The sequence below is a fragment of the Aureimonas sp. D3 genome (genome assembly GCF_001463805.1).
GTDB classification, from domain to species: domain Bacteria; phylum Pseudomonadota; class Alphaproteobacteria; order Rhizobiales; family Rhizobiaceae; genus Aureimonas; species Aureimonas ureilytica_A.
Genome location: NZ_BBWM01000051.1, coordinates 32,215 through 56,570, shown reverse-complemented (window position 1 = coordinate 56,570; position 24,356 = coordinate 32,215). Strand labels below are relative to the sequence as shown.

General features: G+C 64.7%; 19 protein-coding genes. 14 read left to right on the top strand and 5 right to left on the bottom strand.

All coding sequences use genetic code 11. The features are described 5' to 3' along the window. Positions 1-453 (bottom strand): amidase family protein (locus tag AUL36_RS15030; RefSeq protein ID WP_244497139.1); only part of this gene is annotated, 453 nt, incomplete at its 3' end. A gap of 144 nt (positions 454-597) precedes the next feature. On the opposite strand from AUL36_RS15030, the gene AUL36_RS15025 reads away from it, so the two are divergent. Beyond that, complete coding sequence (locus AUL36_RS15025; RefSeq protein ID WP_062222049.1) at positions 598-1,818, top strand: alanine racemase; 1,221 nt, start codon at positions 598-600, stop codon at positions 1,816-1,818. 7 nt (positions 1,819-1,825) lie between these two features. Here the strand turns inward: AUL36_RS15025 and AUL36_RS15020 are convergent, their stop codons facing one another. Next, positions 1,826-2,251 carry a DUF4112 domain-containing protein gene (locus AUL36_RS15020; protein ID WP_062222047.1) on the bottom strand — a complete coding sequence of 142 codons (426 nt, stop codon included), beginning with the start codon at positions 2,249-2,251 and terminating at the stop codon, positions 1,826-1,828. Positions 2,252-2,413: 162 nt separating this feature from the next. On the opposite strand from AUL36_RS15020, the gene ypfJ reads away from it, so the two are divergent. The 7 genes from ypfJ to AUL36_RS14985 all read left to right on the top strand — a co-directional run bounded on the left by ypfJ (position 2,414) and on the right by AUL36_RS14985 (position 11,928). Further along, the gene (gene ypfJ / locus AUL36_RS15015) at positions 2,414-3,304 is read left to right on the top strand and encodes a KPN_02809 family neutral zinc metallopeptidase (RefSeq protein WP_062222046.1); all 891 of its coding nucleotides are present in this window, start codon (positions 2,414-2,416) and stop codon (positions 3,302-3,304) included. An 83-nt stretch (positions 3,305-3,387) separates the two neighbouring features. Continuing rightward, a complete protein-coding gene (glyS, locus tag AUL36_RS15010) occupies positions 3,388-5,517 on the top strand; it encodes a glycine--tRNA ligase subunit beta (protein ID WP_062222045.1) in 2,130 nt (709 codons plus the stop codon). A 2-nt stretch (positions 5,518-5,519) separates the two neighbouring features. Then, positions 5,520-6,605 (top strand): acyltransferase family protein, encoded by a 1,086-nt coding sequence (locus tag AUL36_RS15005; protein ID WP_062222042.1) that lies wholly within the window; start codon positions 5,520-5,522, stop codon positions 6,603-6,605. Positions 6,606-7,056: 451 nt separating this feature from the next. Further along, the gene (locus AUL36_RS15000) at positions 7,057-8,532 is read left to right on the top strand and encodes a glycoside hydrolase family 25 protein (protein WP_062222040.1); all 1,476 of its coding nucleotides are present in this window, start codon (positions 7,057-7,059) and stop codon (positions 8,530-8,532) included. A gap of 200 nt (positions 8,533-8,732) precedes the next feature. Next, positions 8,733-9,701: an L-threonylcarbamoyladenylate synthase gene (locus tag AUL36_RS14995; protein WP_062222038.1), complete on the top strand. Its 969-nt coding sequence runs from the start codon at positions 8,733-8,735 to the stop codon at positions 9,699-9,701. A 39-nt stretch (positions 9,702-9,740) separates the two neighbouring features. Continuing rightward, positions 9,741-11,171: an FAD-binding oxidoreductase gene (locus AUL36_RS14990; protein ID WP_062222036.1), complete on the top strand. Its 1,431-nt coding sequence runs from the start codon at positions 9,741-9,743 to the stop codon at positions 11,169-11,171. A gap of 181 nt (positions 11,172-11,352) precedes the next feature. After that, the gene (locus AUL36_RS14985) at positions 11,353-11,928 is read left to right on the top strand and encodes a DUF6101 family protein (protein WP_058600507.1); all 576 of its coding nucleotides are present in this window, start codon (positions 11,353-11,355) and stop codon (positions 11,926-11,928) included. 5 nt (positions 11,929-11,933) lie between these two features. Here the strand turns inward: AUL36_RS14985 and ubiA are convergent, their stop codons facing one another. Then, complete coding sequence (gene ubiA, locus AUL36_RS14980) at positions 11,934-12,935, bottom strand: 4-hydroxybenzoate octaprenyltransferase (RefSeq protein WP_058600508.1); 1,002 nt, start codon at positions 12,933-12,935, stop codon at positions 11,934-11,936. A gap of 151 nt (positions 12,936-13,086) precedes the next feature. Here ubiA and purD point away from each other — a divergent pair, with 151 nt between their 5' ends. The 4 genes from purD (at position 13,087) to AUL36_RS14960 (ending at position 20,144) form a co-directional block, all read left to right on the top strand. After that, complete coding sequence (gene purD / locus AUL36_RS14975) at positions 13,087-14,346, top strand: phosphoribosylamine--glycine ligase (protein WP_062222035.1); 1,260 nt, start codon at positions 13,087-13,089, stop codon at positions 14,344-14,346. A 110-nt stretch (positions 14,347-14,456) separates the two neighbouring features. Continuing rightward, entirely contained in the window at positions 14,457-16,730 is a 2,274-nt protein-coding gene (locus AUL36_RS14970; RefSeq protein ID WP_062222033.1) for an acyl-CoA dehydrogenase, read from the top strand. After that, the gene (locus AUL36_RS14965) at positions 16,727-18,010 is read left to right on the top strand and encodes an acetyl-CoA C-acetyltransferase (RefSeq protein WP_062222032.1); all 1,284 of its coding nucleotides are present in this window, start codon (positions 16,727-16,729) and stop codon (positions 18,008-18,010) included. Before AUL36_RS14970 ends, AUL36_RS14965 begins: the two co-directional genes overlap by 4 nt. A gap of 37 nt (positions 18,011-18,047) precedes the next feature. Next, on the top strand, positions 18,048-20,144 hold the full coding sequence (locus tag AUL36_RS14960) for a 3-hydroxyacyl-CoA dehydrogenase NAD-binding domain-containing protein (RefSeq protein ID WP_062222030.1): 2,097 nt from the start codon (positions 18,048-18,050) through the stop codon (positions 20,142-20,144). Positions 20,145-20,194: 50 nt separating this feature from the next. Here the strand turns inward: AUL36_RS14960 and AUL36_RS14955 are convergent, their stop codons facing one another. Next, complete coding sequence (locus tag AUL36_RS14955; RefSeq protein WP_062222028.1) at positions 20,195-21,037, bottom strand: fumarylacetoacetate hydrolase family protein; 843 nt, start codon at positions 21,035-21,037, stop codon at positions 20,195-20,197. 140 nt (positions 21,038-21,177) lie between these two features. Between AUL36_RS14955 and AUL36_RS14950 the strand changes: the two genes are divergently transcribed. Both AUL36_RS14950 and AUL36_RS14945 read left to right on the top strand, forming a co-directional pair. Then, positions 21,178-22,980 carry an acyl-CoA dehydrogenase gene (locus tag AUL36_RS14950; RefSeq protein ID WP_062222026.1) on the top strand — a complete coding sequence of 601 codons (1,803 nt, stop codon included), beginning with the start codon at positions 21,178-21,180 and terminating at the stop codon, positions 22,978-22,980. 44 nt (positions 22,981-23,024) lie between these two features. Then, complete coding sequence (locus AUL36_RS14945) at positions 23,025-23,717, top strand: crotonase/enoyl-CoA hydratase family protein (RefSeq protein WP_062222059.1); 693 nt, start codon at positions 23,025-23,027, stop codon at positions 23,715-23,717. On the opposite strand, the gene AUL36_RS14940 is transcribed toward AUL36_RS14945, so the two are convergent. After that, positions 23,664-24,326, bottom strand: coding sequence for a DedA family protein (locus AUL36_RS14940; RefSeq protein WP_062222025.1), 663 nt, complete (start codon positions 24,324-24,326; stop codon positions 23,664-23,666). The genes AUL36_RS14945 and AUL36_RS14940 overlap by 54 nt on opposite strands. Between the last annotated feature and the right edge of the window lie 30 nt (positions 24,327-24,356).

Genomic DNA, 24,356 nt, shown 5'->3' with positions numbered 1-24,356 from the left:
GAGACCCGCCGCCACGGCCGCCGCCGATCCGGCCGACGATGCGCCAGGCGTGTGCGCCGCACTGTGTGGGTTCAGCGTCGGCACATCGCTGGCATAGGCGAATTCGGTCGTCACCGTCTTGCCGATGATGGCTGCCCCCAGCGCACGGGCCTGCGCGACAAGCGCTGCGTCCGCGCGCGGTCGGTGGCGGGCATAGAGTGGGGAGCCGTAGTCGGTGTCCAGATCGAACGTGTCGAACACGTCTTTCACGCCGAGCGATACGCCCGCCAGCGGCCCGTCCCGTATCGAAGAGGAAAGGGACGCGCGGTCGGCCACTCGGGCAAAACTTCGAAGCTCCGGGTCGAGAGATGCGATGCGCTCGAGAGCCCGATCGATCTCGCGCATCGGGCTGGACCGGCCGGACGCAACCCGTTCGATGAGAGCGGTCAGGGACTGGGGAGCAAAGCCGGCCATGCGTTCGTCCTGTATCGACTGTGCGCTCTTGTGGCAGATGGTTCACAAGCCTGCCATGCGTTTCGGTGCAGATAGCAAGATGGCTTTTGCTGGATTCGCCGCGCCCTATCTGTCGCAGCGGTTCGGCCTGAAAGGAGTGCCTTGTTGCAGAAGTTCGAAACGGCCCGCGATGCGGCCCTCTCGCTCCGCCCGGACGTTCCGGTCTACTGCTTCCGTCCCGATGTGCTGCGTGCCGACGCGCGCGCCTTCATGGACGCGTTTCCGGGCGAGACCGCCTATGCGGTGAAGACCAATGGCGAGCCCATGGTTCTGGAAACGCTGGCACAGGCTGGGGTGAAGGTGTTCGACGTCGCCTCGCCCGGCGAGTTCGCGGCGGTGCGCGCCGTCGCGCCGAATGCCGAGATGCTGTACATGCATCCGATCAAGGCCCAGTCCGATATTCGCCTCGCGCTCGAAACCTACGGGATCCGAACTCTTTCGCTCGACCATGAGGACGAGGTCGCCAAGATCCTGCGCATCGTGCGGGCCATGGATCTCGATCCCGCAACGCTCACCATTTTCGTGCGGCTCCAGACCAAGGGCCATGCGATGTACGAACTTTCGAAGAAGTTCGGCGCAGCGCCCGCCCATGCGGTCGAGCTTCTTCAGCGCTGCCATCGCATCGGCTTCAAGGTCGGCCTCTGCTTCCATGTGGGCTCGCAGATCGAAGACCCGGACACTTACGAGCGCTCGCTCGCCTCCGCCGACTGGGTGCGCAACCGCGCCGACGTGCCGCTGGCAGGGCTTGATGTCGGCGGTGGCTTCCCGGCGGAATACGGCCATGATCCGCGCCGCAAGAAACCCGACATTCCGGGCATGGACGAAATCATGTCGCGCCTTCGCGCGGATATTTCCGAATGGGGCTTTGCCGACATGCCGCTCGTCGCCGAGCCCGGCCGCGTCGTTGTCGCCCGCGCCTTTTCGCTGATCGTGCGCGTGCTTCTGCGCAAGGGGCGGCGTCTTTATATCAATGACGGGATCTGGGCGTCGTTGTCGGATTCCTGGACCGGCAAGATCACGCTGCCGGCCCGCTTCATTCCCGACCCCGCGCGGGTCGCGCGCAAGGGCGATCCGAAGGTGATCAGCGCGTTTCGCGTCTGCGGGGCGACCTGCGATTCCGTCGACATTCTGTCTCGACCCTTCTGGCTGCCGGAAACGGTCGATACGGGCGACTGGATCGAAATCGGCCATATCGGGGCCTATTCTCTCTCGCTGCGCACGCGCTTCAACGGGTTCTATCCCGACACGTTCGTGGAAGTGGCCCGGCCCTTCGAGGAGGGCGGGGCCGTCGAGGGCTTCGCGAGCCTTGAAACCATGGCGGACTGAACGTCCGTCAATGGCGCTGCGGCGTGACGTCCGTCATGATGTCGCGCCGCGCCAGATCGAAATGATCCAGAATGATCTGGATGTTTCGCTTGTGCGCCTTGAAGTAGACGTCGAACATGTCGCCGGCGAGCGGCACCGCACCGACCGCCGCGTCCAGCCCGAGATTGGCCACCATGCGCGCGAGCTTGCGCTTGGGCAGGCCCAGCCGGCGCGCCTCGTTGACGATGAAGAGACCGATCAGCGCGCCGCCCGCGTCGCCGATGCCCGGGACCAAGCCGATCAGGGCGTCCGCGCCGAACCGGATATTGGTGCCGGGAACTCTGAGTGCCGTGTCCATCAACCGCGCGATCCCGTTCAGCCGCGCAAGGCGACGGGTTAGGTCCAGCTCTCCCGCTGCGGTTTCGAAGCCAGACGCATAAGCGGTGGCGATCATCGTCTTTGTTCTCCAGGGGCGCGCGAAGGGCGCCGATCAAACAAGAGATGGTAGGTCGCCACTCGGGTTGCGAGGGGTTCGAATTGTAAGCCATTCCCGATCCGTAAGGGCCGCCTATCTCCCTCGTCACGAAAACGCGAAGGACGAACGGGGAGAGCGACCATGGAATGGCGAGGCCGACGCGAAAGCAGCAATATCGAGGACCAGCGCGGCAGCGGCGGTGGATTTGGCGGTGGGGGCGGCGGAATGCGCATTCCGATCCGTGCTGGCGGCGGTGGCATCGGTCTGCTGATCATACTTGGCATCCTCTGGATTGGCTTCGGCATCAATCCGATGTCGGTGATCGGCATGGACGACGGAACATCCACCAGCCAGACGCAGACCGCGCAGCGCGGACCTGGCGTCGATGGCACGGCCGACGAGACCGACAATTTCATCGCCGTGGTGCTCGGCGATACCGAGGATGTCTGGAACCGCCGCTTTCAGGACATGGGCCGTCAGTACCGCGACCCGACATTGGTGTTGTTCACCGATCGCGTCTCGTCTGCCTGCGGCAATGCCAGTTCAGCGTCCGGCCCCTTCTACTGCCCGAACGACCAGAAACTTTATCTCGACACGAGCTTCTTCCGTCAGCTCGATCGCGATCTCGGCGCGTCCGGCGACTTTGCGCAGGCCTATGTGATCGCGCACGAGGTCGGCCATCACGTCCAGAACATGACCGGCATTCTTCAGCGCACGACCGAGATGCGCCAGCGCATGTCGGAGGCCGAAAGCAACGCCGTCTCCGTCCGCGTCGAGCTTCAGGCCGATTGCTATGCCGGCATCTGGGCACATGACACGCAGCAGGCCGGCTATCTCGAAAAGGGCGATCTCGAGGAAGCGTTGAACGCCGCCAGCCGGATCGGCGACGACACGTTGCAGCGCCGCTCACAGGGCACGGTCGTTCCCGATAGCTTCACCCACGGCACCTCCGCCCAGCGTGTCGAATGGTTCCGCCGGGGTGCGACCTCGGGCGACATGAACCAGTGCGACACGTTCAACGGGCGGATTTGACCGCTCGAAACGGCTATCGGCTTGCAATCGGAAGATCGGCATGGTGAGACGCGGCCAAACGCGATCCAGCCACGAAGCGAACCATGCCCGATCTTCTTCTTGAACTCCGCTCCGAGGAAATCCCCGCACGCATGCAGCGCAAGGCGGCGGGCGATCTTCGCAAGGCGGTGACGGATGCTCTGGTGGAAGCGGGCCTCACCTACGAGGGCGCGCGCGAATACTGGACGCCACGCCGCCTGACGCTTGACATTCGCGGCCTCGACGCGCGCTCCAAGGACGTGCACGAAGAGCGCAAGGGGCCGCGCACCGACGCCAACGAGAAGGCGATCGAGGGCTTCCTGCGCTCGGCCGGTCTCACCTCGATCGATCAGGCGCACCGGCATTCGGACGGCAAGAAGGGCGAATTCTTCGTCGCCCATATCGTAAAGCCCGGCCGCGCGGCGGAAGAGATCATCGCCGAGATCATGCCGGCGATCATCCGCGAATTCCCCTGGCCGAAATCCATGCGCTGGGGCGCGGCCTCGCGCGAGCCGGGCTCGCTGCGCTGGGTCCGCCCGCTCCAGTCGATCCTCTGCGTCTTCGGGCCCGAGGTCGGCGAGACCGTCGTGGTGGATTTCGAAGTGTCCGGCATCCGTTCGGGCGACCGTACGGTCGGCCATCGCTTCCATGCGCCCGCTGAGATCAAGGTTCGCCGCTTCGAGGACTACGCCCAGAATCTCGAGCGCGCCAAGGTCGTGCTCGACGCCGAGCGCCGGAAGGACATCATCCGCACCGACGCGCAGAACCTCGCCTTCGCGCAGGGGCTGGAACTGGTCGAGGACGAGGGGCTGCTCGAAGAGGTGTCCGGCCTCGTGGAATGGCCGGTCGTCCTGATGGGCGAGTTCGAGGAGGCCTTTCTCGCCATCCCGCCCGAGATGATCCAGCTGACGATCCGCACCAACCAAAAATGCTTCGTCACGCGGCGTCGGGGCCAAGCGGGTCTGGCGAACCGTTTCCTGCTCGTTTCCAATATTGAGGCGGTGGACGGCGGCGCCGAGATTGCGCGCGGCAATGGCAAGGTCGTGCGCGCGCGCCTGTCGGACGCGCTCTATTTCTGGCACACGGACCAGGGCGCGCTTCCCGATCTGGCTTCGCTCGAAGCGTCCGCCAGCCGTTTCGGGCTGAACTTGGCCAAGCCGCTGGATCAGCGCATGGCCAAGCTCGACGCGCTCGGCGTGACCTTTCATGCCAAGCTCGGCACGCAGGGGCAGCGTGTTGCGCGGATCGCGGACCTTGCGGCCGTCATCGCACCACTGGTCGGCGCGGATGCAACGCTCGCGCGCCGCGCAGCCGTCCTCGCCAAGGCGGATCTCACGACCGAAGCGGTCGGCGAGTTCCCCGAGCTTCAGGGCCTGATGGGCCGGAAATATGCCCGGCTTCAGAACGAGCATACATCGGTTCAGGCCGCCGTCGAGGATCATTACAAGCCGCAGGGGCCTGGGGATCGCGTTCCCAAGGACGCCATCGCCATCGCCGTCGCGCTGGCCGACAAGCTCGATACGCTGGTCGGCTTCTGGGCCATCGACGAAAAGCCGACCGGCTCGAAGGACCCATACGCGCTGCGCCGTGCGGCGCTCGGCGTGATCCGCATCATTCTGGAAAACGAGCTTCGGCCCCGTCTGGGGACGCTGATCACGTCCGGCGATCTTCTGTCCTTCTTCCATGACCGGTTGAAGGTCCAGCTTCGCGATTCCGGCGCGCGGCATGATCTGGTGGACGCCGTGCTCGCGGGCGGAACCGACGGCGCGGTGAAGGACGATCTCCTTGACATCTCGCGCCGCGTCGCCGAGCTCGGCCGCCTTCTGGAAACCGAAGATGGCCGCAACCTTCTGGCGGCTTACCGCCGCGCCGCCAATATCCTGGCCGCCGAAGAGAAGAAGGGAACGCGCGTTGCCCAAGCGGTCGATCCCACGCTTCTGACGGAGGACGAGGAGCGGGCGCTGGTGGGCGCGGTGGACCGCGCGGAAGGTGAACTCGACACCGCGCTTTCGAGCGAGAATTACGCGCAGGCGGCCGCCGCGCTGGCGCGTCTTCGCGGCCCTGCCGACGCCTTCTTCGACAAGGTTCTCGTGAATGCAGAGGATGAAGCCGTGCGGGCTAACCGCTTGGCTTTGCTCGCTCGCATTCGCGCGGCGACGCAGCGCGTCGCGGACTTCTCCAAGATCGCGGGCTGATCTTGGCGGTCTGGAGCGATAGCCGCCGGATCGGCGAGATCCAGTGGCTTCGGGCGATCGCCGCCATCATGGTGGTGATTGCCCATATCAAGATCGCGATAGACCTGCGCTTCTACGGGCTGAGCTTCGCCGAGTTTCCGCTCAGCCCGTTTCCCTTCGTGGCCGGCGTCGACATCTTCTTCGTCATCTCCGGCTTCGTCATGGCCCATTCCTCGCGCAGCCTGCATGGCAAGGTGGGCGCCTGGAAGACCTTTCTCCTGCGCCGCCTGGCGCGCGTCGTGCCGCTCTACTGGCTGATGACGGCGCTGGTGATCGTGCTCCTGGACGTCATGCACGTGCCCGTTTGGGCCGATACGACGCTGACCCAGATCGTCGCGTCGTTCTTGTTCTTCCCCGCCGCCAATCCTGACGGGGTTCCGCTGCCAGTCCTCGATATCGGCTGGAGCCTCAATTACGAGATGCTCTTCTACGCCGTCTTCGCGCTTTTCGTGGGTCTCAGGCAGCGTTGGGCCTTGGGCGGCGTGTTTCTGGTTCTGGCGCTGGGCGTGGCAGCCGGGCGTTGGTTTTCGCCCGCCAGCCTCGCGCTACGCTTCTGGAGCGACCCGATCGTTCTGGAGTTTCTGCTCGGCATCATTGTCTATCTCCTCGTGTCGCGAGGATTTCGAATGCCGGACCCGGCCCGCTGGCTCATGGGTTTTTGTGGCTTCGGTCTGTTCTTTGCCTTTCCGCAAATCGACTTCACCTGGCGCTTCCTCCAATGGGGATGCCCGGCCGCGTTGATGGTTCTGGCCGCCGTGTCGGGCCGCCGCGAAACGCGCTCGAGTGTCGCCGAATGGGCGGGGAACGTGTCCTATGCGGTTTATCTCTCGCATTTCTTTGTGATCCGAGCGCTTCTCTTCGCGCTGGAGCGTGGCGGCATTCGCCATGCCAGCGCGTGGCTCGTCGGGTTTCCGCTGGGCGTTGTCCTTGGAACGCTCGCCGCCTCCACCGTCCTTCATTACGCGTTCGAGCGTCCGGTTCTGCGCTGGATCAGGCACCATGCCGACCGTGACCTTCTGACCGGCGTCGGCGCTCCGACCGGGCCTTGATCCCTGAATTTTCCTGTGGCGTCAGGCTGGGGCAAGGCGGGAATCGTTTTCTAAAGACTGGCGAGCGAACTGTTCGTCGAAGAGACGACCGCCGGATCGCAGCGATGATCGCTTCGACGGCGTCAAGGATCATATGTGGTTGCCTGTTCGGAACCGCGGTCGATCCCTGACGAGGAAGCGATTGGGTCTTGAGCCGATCGCTTTTTCAGGTGGTCGCTAAGTCATGAGAAAGCCTAGTTTTCTCATTTTATGACGAACGCTCATGATGAGTGATCTCCACCGCCTTCGGCCCGCCCGATTGGTTGTGGAAAACGGTTCCGGTTGGCGAAGGGGACGCGCCCCTTCAGGACTTGAGGGACAAGCGACGCATTCTCGGCGTCGTTTCGCGCACATTGTATCGCCCAATGCCGGCCTGCGGGCCTGCTGGGTGACGACGAGGGGACGAACCCGAATGCCTGACCTGAGCGCCGCTCACGCGGCTGCCCTGCGCTTGGTGACTGCAATTGCTTTCGGCGCGATTTTTTTGGGTGCGATGCCTGCCAGCGCCGACTGGAACAAACCATGGAAAGATAGCGAGCGCGCGCTCGTGATCGATGCCTACGAGTTCAATCCCATTAACTGGAAGCAGATGACCAGCGACAAGCGCATCGCGGGGTTCATCAGCAAGGCCTCCGATGGTCTGCCGCCGGAATGGTCTTGCTCCAAGCTGTCGGGCGATCTGCTCAATCTCTGCAAGAACCGCTGGTGGAAATATTCCGTCACGCAGGAACTCTACATGACCCGCCGCGAGATGGCGAAGACGCTGGGTCTGAAGTGGGGAGCCTATCATCTCGGGCGTCCCGGCAATCCGCGCGAGCAGGCCGATCATTTCGTGGATTTCGCCCAGCCCGAGCCCGATGATTTGATCGCGCTCGACATCGAGGACAACACGTCGGACTGGATGTCGCTGGCCGACGCCGAAATCTTCGCGCAGCAGATCAAGATCAGGCTAGGCCGCTATCCCGTTCTTTATACGAACGGCAACACCGCCGATTACGTCGCCCGCAACAAGGCGCAATATCCGCTTCTGTCGCGACTGCCCCTCTGGTACGCGCGCTATCGCGACGACATCACGGGCGTGTTCCCGAACGGGAACTGGGACAATTACGCGCTCTGGCAGTTTTCCTCGATGCACAATTGCGGCTCGCGGTCCTGTCCGTATCGCGTGGCGGGCGCCAAGAACGATATCGACGTCAACGTTTCGCCGCTCACCGTCGCCGAACTCCAGAAGGCTTGGCCCTTCGACGGACTGGTCGGACAGGACCCTGCGCCGAGCGAGGACCCGGGTGCTCTGATCGCCTCAGTCTCGCAGGGCACGAAGCAGGCTGTAGCCACCGACGATGAGACGGAACTGGCGGCCAAGACCGACAATGCCGCCGTGCCGGGCACCTTTGCCGCCGCCTTCGGTCCGAGTGGGCGGGCGACGATCGATCCGCTGGCGCTACTGACCGAGACCGCGCGTCAGGAACATGCGGGTAAATCGGCTTCTCCGGTGCTTTCGGCTTTGACCGACAGTCGCAAAGTGAATCCACCCATCCCGGGCGATCGGCCAGCTGCAACCGAGATCGTTTCGACGCAGCCGGGCAATATCGCCGATGCGGTGACGCAGCTGCGCGAGGAAATGCAGGCCGTCCGGGACATTCTTCAGGATACGGCGGAGCCGTCTCCCGCGCCGGAGCGGCGGTCGGACTTGCCTGATCATTTGAAGTCCCATCTGGCGACCCTTCTGGAGAAGGCCGCCGTGACGGTGAAACGGGTTCCCATGATCGGGCCGCAGCGGCCCGACAAACGCGCGGAGCTGAAGGACGGCCGCGACAGCTGGACGTCGCTGGCGTCTCTGACGCTCGCCGATCGCCGCGTCGTCAAGGCCTTCGATACGACGCGCTGACGAGTTTTCGCGCTTCGCGCCTGCAGTCCTTGTTTGTCATTCCCGCAACCGCCTTGCATCCGGCAAAGGCGGTTTTACTTTTTCTCGCAGATGGGTTTGAGGGGGCGGGCAGGCCTGCGATGGCGCCGCTTCCACGGCCCTGTTACCAATCCCGGCGAGTTTTCTTGGCGCGGGACGCGCGACGTCATAGGTGTTGGGCCATGCGACAGACCAGACGGATCGATCTGAGGGACGAGGGCGCGGGTGCGGCCGTGCTCTTGTGCCTCCGCGAAGGCGGCCTTGCGGCGGTGCCGACCGAAACGGTCTATGGTCTGGCGGCGGACGCTGCCAATGGTGTGGCCGTGGCCTCGATCTTCGAGGCGAAGGGTCGGCCTCGCTTCAATCCCTTGATCTGCCATGTGTTCGATCTCGCCATGGCCGAAACCTATGCCGAGTTCGATCCGGTCTCGCGTCGCCTTGCCACACGGTTCTGGCCGGGTCCGCTGACCCTCGTGCTACCGGTACGGCCCGAGTCCGGTCTGCATCCGCTGGTGATGGGCGGGCTCGACACGGTGGCCCTTCGCGCGCCTCAAGGCCCGCTGCGCATGGTCATCGATTCGCTGGGTCGCCCGATCGCGGCCCCCAGCGCCAACCGCTCCGGCTGCGTCAGCCCGACCAACGCCGAGCATGTCCTGAAGACCTTGGACGGCCGCATCGACCTCGTCGCCGATGGTGGCGCCTGCGAACAGGGGCTCGAATCCACGATCATCCGCGTGATGGACGATCACATCCTGCTCCTGCGGCCGGGAACGCTGACGGCCGAGCGCATCGAGGAGGAGGCGGGTCTGCCCATTCGCCGCCGCGAGGAGGGCGACGCCATTTCGGCGCCGGGCCAGCTCCTGTCGCACTACGCTCCGAGCGGGCGCGTGCGCCTCGACGCGACGGCGCCGGAGCCCGGTGAATATTGGATCGGCTTCGGCCCTGGTAGCCCGAACGAACTGACGCGGGCAGGGGGCGTCTTCAACCTGAGCGAGACGGGTGACTTGAAGGAGGCTGCGAGCCGTCTGTTCGCCGCGCTCTCGGCTTTCGACGCGCCGGATATCGAGGCCATCGCCGTCGCCCCGATCCCCGACGAGGGGTTGGGCGAGGCGATCAACGACCGGCTCCGTAGGGCCGCCGCCGAGCGCTGACCTATCGACGTTAACCTTGATCGAGGCTAGCGTCTGATCATGGACACGATCGATTCTTCGCCCCTTTCCGACACGCTTCTCAGCGAGTTCGCCGCCTTGCTTCCGGCCGGGCGCGCCCTGACAGAGGCCAGCGACATCGCGCCCTTCGTGCAGGAAGAACGCGACAAGTTCAAAGGCCGGACGCGCCTGGTGCTTCGCCCCTCCACGGTGGAGGAAGTCTCGGCCATCCTGCGTCTGGCTTCACAGACGCGCACGCCCGTCGTGCCGCAGGGCGGCAATACCGGGCTGGTCGGCGGGCAAGTGCCGCGTTCCGACGCCGAGATCGTTCTGTCGCTGTCGCGGATGGACCGTATCAGAGAGATTGACCCCCTCGGCCGGACGATGACGGTGGATGCCGGGGTCGTCCTGAAGCGGGCGCAGGAAGCAGCCGATGATGCGGGCTTCCTTTTCCCCTTGTCCCTCGGGTCCGAAGGCTCGTGCCAGATCGGCGGCAATCTGGCGTCGAATGCGGGGGGAACCGCTGTTTTGGCCTATGGGAACACGCGCGATCTCTGCCTTGGCGTCGAGGCCGTGCTCCCTTCGGGCGAGATCTTCCACGGGCTGCGGCGTCTCAAGAAGGACAATCGCGGCTACGATCTTCGACATCTCCTGATCGGATCGGAAGGCACGCTCGGAATCATCACCGGCGCGGTGCTCAAGCTCTTTCCCAAGCCCGCCGGCCGCGAGGTCGCCTATGTCGGTCTCGCCAGCCCGCAACAGGCGCTGAACCTTCTGGCAAGGGCCGAGTCGCTGGCTGGCGGGCGTCTCACGGCCTTCGAGCTCATGCCGCGAATCGGTCTGGAGTTCACAGTTCGCCATACGCAGGGCGCGCGCGATCCCATGGCTGAGCCCCATGCCTGGTATGTGCTGATCGAGATTTCCTCGCCGCAATCGGGGGAGGACGCGCGCGCGGTGCTGGAGTCCATCCTGGAGGTCGCCTTCGAATCGGGCGAGATCGAAGACGCCGCCATTGCACAGTCCCTCGCCGAGGCTGCGTCCTTCTGGCGCATGCGCGAGGAAATGAGCTGGGCGCAGAAGCCGGAGGGCGGGTCGATCAAGCACGACGTGTCCGTGCCCGTCGCTCTGGTGCCCGAATTTCTGGATCGTGCAAACGCGCTGGTGCTGGAGGCCATACCGGGCGCGCGCATCGTGTCGTTCGGCCATCTGGGCGACGGCAATATCCATTACAACATCTCTCAGCCCGTTGGCGCCGACAAGGAAGCCTTCCTGGCTCGTTGGACCGAGATCAACACGCTGGTGCACGGCGTCGTGGCCGAACTCGGCGGCAGTTTCTCGGCTGAGCACGGCATCGGCCAGCTCAAGCGCGAGGAACTCGCGCGCACCAAGGACGCGGTCGAACTGGGGCTGATGCGCGGTATCAAAGGGCTTTTCGATCCTTTCGGGATTATGAACCCGGGCAAGCTCCTTTAAAGTTTTATTTGAAGTTACGGTTTGAAAACCTTGGCGAAGGTCAGGAACACTTAACCGCATTTGTTAGGTGAGGCGAAACAAGCGTCGGATAGTCTCCAAGCATCGAAAGCCGGGATACATCGGCTAATCAGGAAGTATCTCTCAATAGGGAGCTTCCGGCAGAGAGACGGAAGGCGCGATCATGAGCCTGGTTACCAATCCGACGTCGTTGAAGCCCGAGTGGGCCCGTATGCCGATCCGCGTGGATCCCGCGCATGCCGACCGCAAGCAAGTTTTCGAAGTGCAGGACGGGGAGGAGACCGTCACCTACCGCGTGGATCATCGGGGCGCGGTGGTCCATCGCCGGCTGGAGATGTCAGGCATTCCGGTCGCCATCGCTCTGGCGCCGCGCTCCTTCAAGGGTATCGCCGCCCGCGCGATGGAAGACAGCAACGGCGAAGTGACCGTTACCCTCGAGATGCACCATGAGAATCCGAAGCTGTCGGTTCCGCTCCTGGTGGCCTGCGATCTGTTCGACGTGGCCGCCGACTGGCGCAGCTGGTCGGAACTGTTCGACCTGCCCATGCTGATGGTCGAGTCGGATGGCCGTGTGACGGCTCTCGAGGAAACCTTCGGCAAGCTGCGCACGAGCGAACCCGCTTCGCGTCGCCGCTCCAGCCATCGCGGACGCCGCCCGCGCTTCCTGGCACGTCGCAAGCCCGGCGGCCTCGGGATGCGCATGATGCTGGAAGGCGAAGAGATCATCGCCCGCAACTGAAGGCGTCAGACGGGTTTGGGGAAGGACAGGACCCAGAGGCTGGAAAAGACCAGCCCGAGGAAGATGATCCACCCGAACAGTCCGTTCGATTTGAACAAGCGCAGGCACTGATCGACATCGTCGATATCGAGGCGCTGTATCTGCCAAGCCATGTGAACCGCGCCCATCGCCAGTGCGGCATAGGCTGGCCAAGCCGGCCCGGACGCGTCTGTTCCCGTCGCGATGAAGGCGAGCGTGAAGCAGAGGATCGTTCCGCCGTAGAGAAGGGTGAGGGCTCGTTTGGTGTGGTGCCCGAACAGCCGCGCGGTGGAGCGTACGCCGACCAGCGCATCGTCCTCGCGGTCTTGGTGCGCGTAGATCGTGTCGTAGCCGATCGTCCAGAAGACCGAGCCCACATAAAGGAGAATCGGCGCCAGCCCGAGTGTGCCCCAGAAGGCGGCCCAGCCCATTAGCGCGCCCCATGAAAAGCACAGCCCGAGGCCGAGCTGAGGCCAGTCCGTGACCCGCTTCAGGAACGGGTAGGTCGCGACGATCAGAAGCGAGGCGATGCCCAAGCCGATCGCGAACGTGTTGAACTGGATCAGCACCAGCAAACCGATCAAGGCCTGCGCGACCAAGAAAAGCTTGGCCTGACGGCTCGTCACGCGGCCCGAAGGGAGCGGGCGGGAGCGAGTCCGCGCGACTTTCATATCGATGTCGCGATCCACCAGATCATTATAGGTGCAGCCCGCACCGCGCATGGCGATCGCCCCGATCAGGAACAGCGCGAGATGGCGCAGGTCCGGCAGGCCCGTATGAACGGCCGAAGGCGCGGCCCATTGCGGTGCCAGCGCCGCCGACCAAAGACAGGGCCACAGCAGCAATTGCCAGCCGATCGGCCGGTCCCAGCGCGCCAGCTGCGCATAGGGCCAGAGCGCGCGGGGAAGGACGCGGTAGACGAAATTGTCGGACGGTGCGTCCGAAACGCGGTCTGCCGAACCGTTGGGTGATGCGTCGGGTCTTTGCATAGAGCGGAGAAGCCCCGCAGCGCGCCCGTCGTCAAGCCCTTTGGGCCTGCGTGTCAGGCTTGACCCTGCCTATCCCAGCCCCGTAATCGAGCCCTCGAGAACGCGGCCTGGGCCGCCGGCACGATAGGGCCCTGCGGAGGCGAGAATGACCATGGATGTTCTTCTGATCGGTTCGGGTGGTCGCGAGCACGCGTTGGCCTGGAAACTGGCCCGCTCGCCGGATCTCGGCAAGCTCTTCGCCGCGCCCGGCAATCCGGGGATCGCCGCTGTCGCCGAATGCGTCGCGCTCGACCCCGCCGATCATGATGCCGTGATCGCTTTCTGCCGCGAGAAAGGCATCGGCTTCGTGGTCGTCGGCCCCGAAGTGCCTCTCGTTGCCGGCTTTGCCGATGCCCTGAGGCAAGCGTCGATCCCGGTCTTCGGCCCGAGCGCGGCCGCCGCGCGTCTGGAAGGGTCGAAGGGCTTCACCAAGGATCTCTGCACACTCCAAAATATCCCCACCGCGCGCTACCAGCGTTTCACCGAGGCCGATGCCGCGAAGGATTACATCCAGCGCGAAGGCGCTCCGATCGTCGTGAAGGCCGACGGTCTCGCCGCCGGCAAGGGCGTGACGGTGGCGGCGACGATCGAAGAGGCTCTGGCCGCGATCGACGATTGCTTCGCTGGCGCTCTGGCCGGCGCGGGGATCGAGGTCGTGGTCGAGGAGTGCATGGAAGGGCCGGAAGCCTCGCTCTTCTGCCTCTGCGATGGTGAGCGGGCGATTCTGTTTGGAACCGCCGAAGATCACAAGCGCGCTTATGACGGCGACAAGGGACCGAACACCGGCGGCATGGGCGCTTATTCGCCCTCCTATCTCATGACGCCCGAGATGACCGAACGCGCCATGGCCGAGATCGTGCGCCCGACGCTGGCGGGAATGCGCGCGCAGGGCGCGCCCTTCCGGGGCGTTCTCTATGCCGGGCTGATGCTGACGAAAGACGGCCCGAAGCTCATCGAATACAATGTGCGCTTCGGCGATCCGGAGTGTCAGGTTCTGATGATGCGTCTGGAAAGCGACCTTCTGCCGGTGCTTTATGCGGCGGCGACGGGCTCGCTCGACGGCGTGTCGCTCGACTGGTCGAGTGATCCGGCGGTGACGGTGGTCCTGGCCTCCAAGGGCTATCCCGGCGCTTACGAGAAGAACACGCCGATCCGTGCGCTGCCGGATGTCGGCGCGGGGGAAATGATCTTCCATGCGGGAACCAGCCTGATCCATGGCGAGTTGGTCGCCAATGGCGGTCGCGTCCTCAACGTGACGGCGCGCGCGGCGGATGTGGCTCAGGCCGTTGAAAAGGCCTACGCTCTGGTGGATCGCGTTGAATGGGGCGAAGGCTTCTGTCGCCGCGACATCGCGCATCGCGCGCGACACTGACAAAGGCTTGATGGCCGTTTTCGTCACGGAGGCTTGGTGATCGTCTGTTTGACGATTACGTAAGATGCAGCCATGGTGAGGCGGAGTGCTTCAGGCGAGGGAGGAAGCTTATGTCGTTCCGCAAGGACCGTTTGACCCGGCCGATTTTCCGTTGGGCCAAGACGGCCCTGCCGGCCATTTCCGAGACCGAGGAAAAGGCGATCGGCGCGGGCACCGTCTGGTGGGACGGCGAGCTTTTCAGCGGCGCGCCGGAATGGGACAAGCTCCTGGCCATGGCGCCCGCGCGTCTGTCGGACGAAGAGCAGGCCTTCATGGACGGTCCGGTGGTGGAGCTTTGCTCCATGCTGGACGATTGGCAGATCACCTGGAAGGATCGTGATCTTTCGCCGGAGGTCTGGGATTTTCTCAAATCCCGCAAGTTCTTCGGCATGGTCATCCCCAAGCAATATGGCGGCTTGGGCTTCTCCAACACGGCGCATTCGGAAGTGGTGCGCAAAGTGTCCTCCGCCAGCGTGGCGGCGGGCGTCACGGTCATGGTTCCCAATTCGCTCGGACCCGGCGAGTTGATGCTCCATTTCGGCACGCAGGCGCAGCGCGACCACTGGCTGCCGCGTCTGGCCGACGGACGCGAGATTCCGTGCTTTGGCCTGACCTCGGCGGATGCGGGTTCGGACGCGGCCGCGATGAAGGATCACGGCCTCGTCACCTATGGCGAGCATGAGGGCCAGCGGGTGCTCGGCATCAAGCTGAACTTCGACAAGCGCTATATCACGCTGGCCCCGGTCGCGACCGTGATGGGCCTCGCCTTCAAACTCTTCGATCCCGAGAATCATCTGGGTCGTGGCGAGAGTCTCGGCATCACGGTCGCGCTGCTGCCGACCTCGACGCCCGGCGTGCGCCATGGCGACCGGCACATTCCCCAGTTCACCTTCTTCCAGAACGGACCGATTTCGGGCCGCGACGTCTTCATTCCGCTGGACTGGGTTCTGGGCGGGCCGGAACGGATCGGCGAGGGCTGGACCATGCTGATGACGGCGCTGGCCGCCGGTCGCAGCATTTCGCTTCCCTCGCAGGCGGCGGCGGCCGCAGCGATGACCGCGCGGCTGACCGGCGCCTATGCCCGCGTTCGCTCGCAGTTCAACGTGCCGATCGGCCTTTTCGAGGGCATTCAGGAGCCATTGGCGGAACTCGCCGCCAATGCCTACCAGATCGACGCGGCGCGCCGGCTGACGGTCGCGGCGCTCGATGAAGGACATCGCCCCTCCGTCATATCCGCGATCATGAAATACAACGCCACCGAACTGATGCGCCGCTCGGTCGAGAAGGCGATGGATGTCCATGGCGGCAAGGGCATCATCGACGGCCCGTCCAACATGCTGGGTGGACAGCACAAGTCGGTCCCGATCGGCATCACCGTCGAAGGCGCGAATATTCTCACGCGCAATCTGATGATCTTCGGGCAGGGCGCCATTCGCGCTCATCCCTTCATGCTGTCGGAGATGCGCGCGCTTTCCAATCCCGATCGGGAAAAAGGGCTGGAGGAGTTCGACCGCGCCTTCTGGGGCCATGTGGGGCACTCGCTGGCCAATGCCGCGCGCACGGCGCTGTTCGGCTGGACCGGGGGGCTCGCCGCGCCCGCGCCGCGCGGTTCGGCCTTCCTCAGCCATTGGCGGCAGCTGTCGCGCTACAGCGCGGCCTTCTCGATGCTGGCCGACTTCGCCTTGCTGACCCTTGGCGGCGCACTCAAGCGGCGCGAGATGATCTCGGCGCGGCTCGGCGATATCTTGTCGGAGCTTTATCTGCTCGGCGCAACGCTCAAGCGTTTCGAAACGGATGGCCGCCCGGAAGCCGATCGCCCGATCGTCGAATATCTCATGCAGCGCGGCTACAACCGCATGGGGCTCGCCTTTAGCGGCGTCTTCGTCAACCTGCCGAGCCGCTGGGCGGCGGTGGCGGCGAGGCTCCTGTCCTTCCCGCTCGGCGTCCCGCTGCGCCCGCCGGCCGACGAGCTGGTGCGTGAAGTCGCCGACATTCTCATGCGGCCGTCGTCGCAGCGCGATCGCATCTGCCCCGATCTGTATCTGGGCGAAGGGCAGCCCGATCATCCCGTCTCCGTCCTGGAGCGGGCGTTCCGACTGGTGATCGAGGCCGCACCGATCGACAAGCGCCTGCGCGAGGCCAAGATCCGCGACGGAGCGGCCGCGCGCGAAGCCGGGCTCTTGTCGGACGAGGAATGGGCGCTGTTCCAGGAGCGGGACAAGGCCGTCGCGCGCGTCGTCGCGGTGGATGCTTTTACGATGGAGGATGTGTCTCCGATCGCGAGCCAGCACCGCAAGCCGCCCGAGGCGCAAGCCGACGAGTTGCGCGCGGAGGCCGCCGAATGACGCGAGCGGTTTATCTCGTCGATGGCGCGCGCACGCCTTTCATCAAGGCGCGCGGCAAGCCGGGACCTTTCACGCCCGTCGATCTGGCTGTCCAATGCGGACGGCCTCTCCTGATGCGGCAGCGGTTCGACCCGGCTCTGATCGATCTCGTGGTGCTCGGCTGCGTCAATGTCGTCGCGGAGGAAATGAACCCGGCGCGGGTCGCGGCGTTGCGTCTCGGCCTTCCCGAAGCGGTGCCGGCCTATACGGTTCAAATCAATTGCGGCTCGGGCATGTTGTCGATCGACGAGGCGTTCCGCGCGATCGAATCGGGGCGCTCGCAGATCGCGCTCGCGGGGGGCGCGGAAGCCCTCAGCCATTCGCCACTCGTGCTCCGGCGCGGCGCGGTGGATTGGTTCGCGCGTTTGAACGCCGCGCGTTCGACGGGCACCAAGCTTCAGGTGCTGGGCGGCCTCCGACCGGATTTCCTGAAGCCCGTCATCGGGCTGGAGCGTGGGCTGACCGATCCGATCACGTCTCTCAATATGGGCCAGACGGCCGAAAAGGTCGGACATCTCTTCGGTGTGACCCGGCGCGAGGCGGATGAATACGCCGCTGAAAGCCACCGTCGCTTGGCGCGGGCGCAGAGCGAAGGTCTGTTGAAGGATGAACTCGTCCCCGCCTTTGCAAGGGATGGCCGCGTCTACGACCATGACGACGGTGTGCGCGTGGATTCCACGGCCAAAGCGCTGGGAAATCTAAAGCCGGTCTTCGAGCGGCCCTATGGCAAGGTCACGGCGGGCAACAGCTCGCAGATCACGGACGGCGCGAGCTGGACGCTTCTCGCCTCGGAAGAGGCGGTTCGCGAGCACGGATTGATCCCTCTTGCGCGCATTGTGGACGCGCACTGGTCCGGGCTAGATCCCTCGATCATGGGCCTCGGTCCCGCCGTCTCCATGGCGGCGCTTCTGAAAAAGCGCAGTCTCACCTTGGGCGAGATCGATCTCTTCGAGATCAACGAAGCCTTCGCGGCGCAGGTTCTGGGCTGTCTTCGCGCTTTCGAGGATGGCGAGGTCAGCCGGACGGCGCTGGGCTTCGATGGGCCTGTCGGCGCGATCGCGCGCGACAAGCTCAATGTCGACGGCGGGGCCATCGCGCTTGGGCATCCCGTCGGCACGAGCGGCAATCGAATCACGCTGCATCTGGCGCGCGCCATGCGCCGGCGCGGCGCAAAGCTTGGGCTGGCCTCGCAATGCGTGGGCGGCGGCCTGGGCGGCGCCATGCTGCTCGAAGCGGCCTGACCGGCCAAGACCCGCACCTGACCGGAGGGAGCCGATCATGGATCTGATGCTGACCGCACTGAAAGACCGCGAACTGGAACTCTCAGTCGCGCGGAACGCCGAGCCTGATGGCAATTGGCGCATGGCACGCGACGATGAGAATATCGTCTGGCTGGTGCTCGACAAGCCGGGCAAGTCCGTCAACACGATTGACCGGAGCGTTCTCGAAGAACTCGACGTCCATCTGGCGGCGCTGGAGGCGGATCGCCCGCGCGGACTGGTTCTGCGCTCCGCCAAGCCGGCGGGCTTTGCGGCGGGGGCCGACATCAACGGTTTCGTCGGCGCGTCTCAAGCCGATGTTCGCACCATGCTGGAGGAGGGGCACCGTGTCCTCGACCGGCTGGCGGCCTTGCCCTGCGTGAGTGTCGCCATTCTCCATGGCCATTGTCTCGGCGGCGGGCTCGAACTCGCGCTGGCCTGCCGAATGCGCATTGCCGTTCCGGACACGTCGCTCGGCTTCCCCGAGATCATGCTGGGCCTGCATCCCGGGCTCGGCGGGACGTTCCGCTCGATTCAACTGGCCGATCCGCTGGCAGCCATGGGCCTCATGCTGAAGGGAAAGTCCATTCCGGCGCGCAAGGCTAAGTCGATCGGCCTCGTGGATGCCGTCGTGGAAGAGCGCCATATCGCGAACGCCGCCCATGCCGCGATCTTCGGTGATCTGGTGCGCCCCGATGCGCGGCTTCGCTCCAAGGCCTTCGCTCTCAAGCCCGCGCGCAGTTTCGCCGCCCGGCAGATGCGTGCCAAAGCGCGGGAGAAGGCGAGCCCCGAGACCTATCCCGCGCCGTTCCAACTGATCGATCTCTGGGAGCGCCATGGCGGTCAGCCAGAGCGGATGCGCGACGCCGAGCTTGAAAGCTTTGCAGCCCTTGTCGAGAGCCCGACGGCGCAGAGCCTCGTGCGCGCGTTTTTCTTGCGCGAGACCATGCGCGGGCTTCGCTCGGGCAAGAGCGACATCCAGCGCGTTCATGTGATCGGGGCCGGCGCCATGGGGGGCGACATCGCCGCTTGGGCCGCGAAGGAAGGCTTCCTCGTCTCCCTTCAGGACATCGCGCTGGAGCCCATCGGCCGCGCCATGAAGGCGGCTTCGAAAATGCTGGAAGCGGTGCTCAAGGACCCATTGAAGGTTCGCGATGCGCTGGATCGTCTGATGCCGGACCCTGACGGCGCGGGACTCGCTTCCGCCGATCTCGTGATCGAGGCGGCGCCCGAGAATCTGGATCTGAAGCGACGCATTCTGCAGGATGCCGAAAGCTGCATGAAGCCGGGCGCGATTCTCGCCAGCAACACCTCCGCCCTGCCGCTGCCCGATCTCGCTTCGGCTTTGGTCGATCCCTCGCGCTTTGTCGGTATTCATTTCTTCAATCCGGTGTCGCGGATGCAATTGGTGGAAATCGTCCGCCATGATGCCGCGTCGGACGAGACTTTGCGGCGCGCGATCAATTTCGTTGTCGAGCTGTCGCGTCTCCCCGCGCCGGTTCAGCCGACCGCCGGCTTCCTCGTGAACCGCGCGCTGACGCCCTATATGGCCGAGGCGCTCAAGCTCGTGGACGAGGGCGTTCCGAAGGAACGGATCGACGCGGCCGCCGAAGCCTTCGGGATGCCGATGGGACCGGTGGAACTCGCCGATCAGGTCGGCCTCGACATCGCCGTCGAAGTCGCCGAGACGCTGCGCGAGCGCATCGCCATGCCGCTGCCCGAAACTCCGACTTGGATCAAGGACATGGTTCAGGACGGTCGTCTCGGCCGCAAGAGCGGGCGCGGGCTTTATGAGTATGACGAGACCGGCAGGCCGAAGAAGATCGCGCTCGAAGCGCTGCCGGACGGATCGAAGGCCAATGCCGATCTCACCGACCGCCTGATCCTGCCGATGCTGAACACGCTGGTCGCCTGCCTGCGGGAGGGCGTGGTGGATAGCGAGGAGATCGCGGACGGAGCCATGGTATTTGGAACGGGTTTCGCGCCCTTCCGCGGCGGTCCGCTGCGCTATGCTCGCCAGCGCGGCGTCAACGAAATCGTCGCCCGGCTTCGTGACCTTGAGGCGCGGCATGGCGAGCGCTTCCGACCCGACATAGGCTGGGAGAACCTGCGCTAGCAATTAGGTGCCGCCCCGGCCTATCGAGTCGGGGCGGTGCCGGATATCCATCAGCCCTGAATACAGACGTAATCCTGATGACCCAGGCCGTCGCAGCCCAACACTATACGATCGCCCGGCGCGAGAAAGCGGGGCGGGTCGTGCGACAGGCCGACGCCGGCGGGCGTTCCCGTCATGATGACGTCGCCAGGCTCCAGACGCAGAAAGCGCGAGATATAGGAGATCAGGTAGGGCACCTTGAAGATCATTCGGTTGGTCTCGCCCTCCTGCATCCGTTCGCCGTTCACGTCCAGCCAGAGATGGAGGTCGTGATACTCAGGCAATTCGTCGGGCGTGACGAGCCACGGGCCGATCGGCGCGAACGTATCGTGCGACTTGCCCTTGAACCATTGGCCGCCGCGCTGGAGTTGGAAGTTGCGCTCGGTCAGGTCGTTGGAAAGGGTGAAACCGGCCACATGCTGCATCGCCGCTTCGACGCTGACATATTTCGCCGTGCGGCCGATCACGACGGCCAGTTCCACGCCCCAGTCGGTGCGGGTCGAAAGGCGCGGAATTTCGATCGGGTCGTTCGGGCCGCTGACGGCTGTCGCCGCCTTCATGAAGAGCGTCGGCTCGGGATTGACCTTGAAGCCGGCGAGCCGAGCGCTTTCGTGATAGTTCGGCCCGACGCCGATGATCTTGCGGACCTCGCTGACGGGCGGGCCGAGCCGGACATCCGCCGGGGCTTCCGGCAACGCGGTCAAGTCCGTTGCCGCCAGCTTTTCCAGATGCGCGGGGTCGATGAAACTGTCCCGCCAATCCTCCACGAGCGTGGAGAGATCACGGATGCGACCCTCGCCATCCAAAGCCCCTGGCTTCTCGACACCTCTCGCGCCGAACCGGACCAGCCGCATTCGCTCCACTCCTACGCTGCCACGCAGCGGGAAATGGAACAGACATTTGGTTCTTCCAACCTTTTGTTTTGACGTTTACGTTCGAGTTGAAAGAGGGCCTGGATAGCCAGCGTCCTGACTGCCGCGCTCGGGAGGAGCCCATGACCTATCAGCCGCCGATCGAGGAGATCGAGTTCACGCTTCGCCATGTGGTCGGCTTGGATCGCGACATGGCCGAAGGCAGGGCCGGCGACCTGTCGGACGACCTGCTGACGGCCATCCTTGCGGAAGCAGGGCGATTTGCGAGTGATGAAATCGCGCCGCTCGCCGCAGGGGGAGATAAGGAGGGCGCGCGATTCTCGGACGGCCGAGTCACTATGCCGAAGGGCTGGGCTGCCCTCTACAAGGCTTGGCGGGAGGCCGGTTGGAACGGCTTAGCCGCGCCCGCCGAGCATGGCGGGCAGAACCTGCCCGTTTCACTCTCCGTCGCCATCGCGGAATTGTGGAACGGCGCGTCCATGGCCTTCGGCATCGGCCCGACGCTGACGATGGGCGCGGTCGAGGCGCTGGAAGCGCATGGCTCTGACCATCTGAAATCCTTGTATTTGCCCAAACTCGTGTCCGGCGAATGGATGGGCACGATGAACCTCACCGAGCCGCAGGCGGGCTCCGACCTTTCCACGTTGCGCACGCGGGCCGAGCGGCAAGGGGACGGCACATACCGCATCTTCGGCCAGAAGATCTACATCACCTATGGCGAGCACGATCTGACGGAGAACATCGTCCATCTGGTGCTGGCCCGCTTACCGGATGCGCCGGAGGGGGTGAAGGGCATTTCGCTGTTCCTGGTGCCCAAGTTCCTGCCCGACGAAGCTGGGAACCCAGGGCCTCGGAACGACGCCTTCTGCCATGCGATCGAGCACAAGCTCGGCATCCATGCCTCTCCGACCTGCACGATGATCTTCGGGGATGGACGCGGCGAAAGCGGAGAGGCCGGCGCGGTCGGCTGGCTGGTGGGCGAGGAGAATCGCGGCCTTGCGTGTATGTTCACGATGATGAACTCGGCGCGTCTCATGGTCGGCATCCAGGGCCTCGGCGTGGCGGAAGCCGCCTATGGCAAGGCGCTGGCCTATGCTCGCGAACGGCGGCAGGGACGGGCCAATCTTCTGGCCAAAGACCGGGCCGAGCCGGCTTCGCGCGACATGGTACCCATTATCGAGCATCCCGACGTCGCGCGGATGCTTCTGCGCATGAAGGCACTCGTCACCTCTGCTCGCGCCATTGCCTATTGCTGCGGTCACGCGATCGATCGTGAACGGCATGCGCAAACCGAAGAAGAGGCGCGCTTCTGGCGTGAGCGCGCCAATCTGCTGACGCCTCTCGCCAAGTCGTTCCCGACGGATGTCGGCGTGGATGTCGCGTCGCTCGGCGTCCAGATCCATGGCGGCATGGGTTACGTCGAAGAGACCGGCGCGGCGCGTCTCCTGCGTGATGCGCGCATCGCGCCGATCTACGAGGGCACCAACGGCATCCAAGCCATTGATTTGGTGACTCGCAAGCTTCCGCAGTCCGGCTCGCAATCGGTTCGTGCCTATCTCGCCGAGCTGCGTGGAGTGGCGGACCGCGCGAGCGAGCGCAACGAGACCGGTTTCGGTGCGCTCGCGCGGCGATTGAACGAGGCGCTAGACGATCTAATGGAGACGACCGACCAGCTTCTCCAGTGGCTGAACGAAGGGCGAATGGGCGATGCCCTGGCTGTCGCGACGCCCTACCAGCGCCTCTTCGCCCTGACGGCGGGCAACGTCTATCTCGCCAAAGCCGCCCTTGCGGATGAGGCCGGCAGCGCTCGGCTCGCCTTGGCCGTCTTCATGGCCGACAGTCTTTTGACCGAGACCAGCGGTTTGAAGCGTGAGATTCTGCAAGGCGGCGAGAGCCTTTCGGCGGCGCGGGAGGCGCTCCAGTGACCCATATCGATCGCGCCGTTGCAGACGGTGTTCTCACCCTCCGTATGAGCCGCCCGGAAAAGAAGAATGCGCTGAACCGCGCCATGTATCAGGCCTTGGCGGAGGGCGTGGAAGCTGCGCAAGCCGACGAGGCCGTGCGCTGTGTTCTCCTTCTGGGCAGTGAGGGTTGTTTTTCGTCGGGCAATGATCTCACCGACTTCGCCGATTTCGGTGCGGCAGCGGGGCTCTCGGAGGTTCAGCGCTTTCTCCGGGCGCTGGTGCGCCTAGAGAAACCACTGATCGCCGGGGTCGATGGGTTGGCGGTGGGTATAGGAACCACCGTGCTATTCCATTGCGATCTGGCTTACGCCACGCCGCGATCGAGTTTCCGCACACCCTTCCTCGATCTCGGCCTCGTGCCGGAAGCCGGCTCCAGTCTTCTGGCGCCCCGAACCATGGGATATCAGCGCGCCTTCTCGCTGCTCGTCATGGGCGATTCGCTTTCGGCGGATGCGGCAGTCGAGGCGGGACTGATTCTTACCGTCAGCGATCATGCCGAAGAGGAGGCGAGGCAGGCCGCCGTGAGGCTGTCCGCCAAACCGCCCGAAGCGCTGAGGCTCGCCCGCCGTTTCATGCGCGGAGACACGGTGCCCCTGGCCGAGCGGGTGGAGGCGGAGTCCGCAGCCTTTGCCGAACGGCTGACCTCAGACGAGGCTCGAGCCGCCTTTGCCGCCTTTTTCGGACGAAGAGTCCGTTGAATCAGCGGCTTGCGCCAAAGACTTCGCGCTCTTGCGAAACTTGAGGATGGTCGTGGCCGTGAACAGAAGAAACACGGCCGCGATCGCCGCGTAGGCCCAGGGGCTGCCATGGAGATAGGTATTGATCTTGTCGCCCAAGATATACGAGCCGAACCCATAGGCGCCCGACCACAGCGCCGCGCCCAGTGCATTGAAGAGCAGAAACTCCCACCAGGGAAAGCGAAGCGTTCCCGACACGAAGCCTGCGAGTTGGCGCAGAATGAGGATGAAGCGCGCGATCAGCACGATCGGCGGGCCGACCTTCTGGAACCGCGCCTCGACCATCTGGAACTTTTCGGGCGTGATGCCGAAACGCGATCCATAGCGGGCGACAAAGCGCCGGCCGAAACGATGGCCGATATAATAGCCGAGATTGTCGCCCATCGTGCCGCCGAACCAGGCGGCCCCGACAACGCCCCAGACATTCAGCTCGCCATGTCCGGCCATGATGCCGGCCGCGATCAGGATGCTCTCGCCAGGGAAGGGCAGCCCCGTCGATTCCAGAAAGATGGATATGAAAACAGCCACATAGCCGTAAGTCTGAAGAAGATCGTTGAGCGTTTCCAGCATGAAGCGCTAAGCCTTTTGGAGGCGAAATGG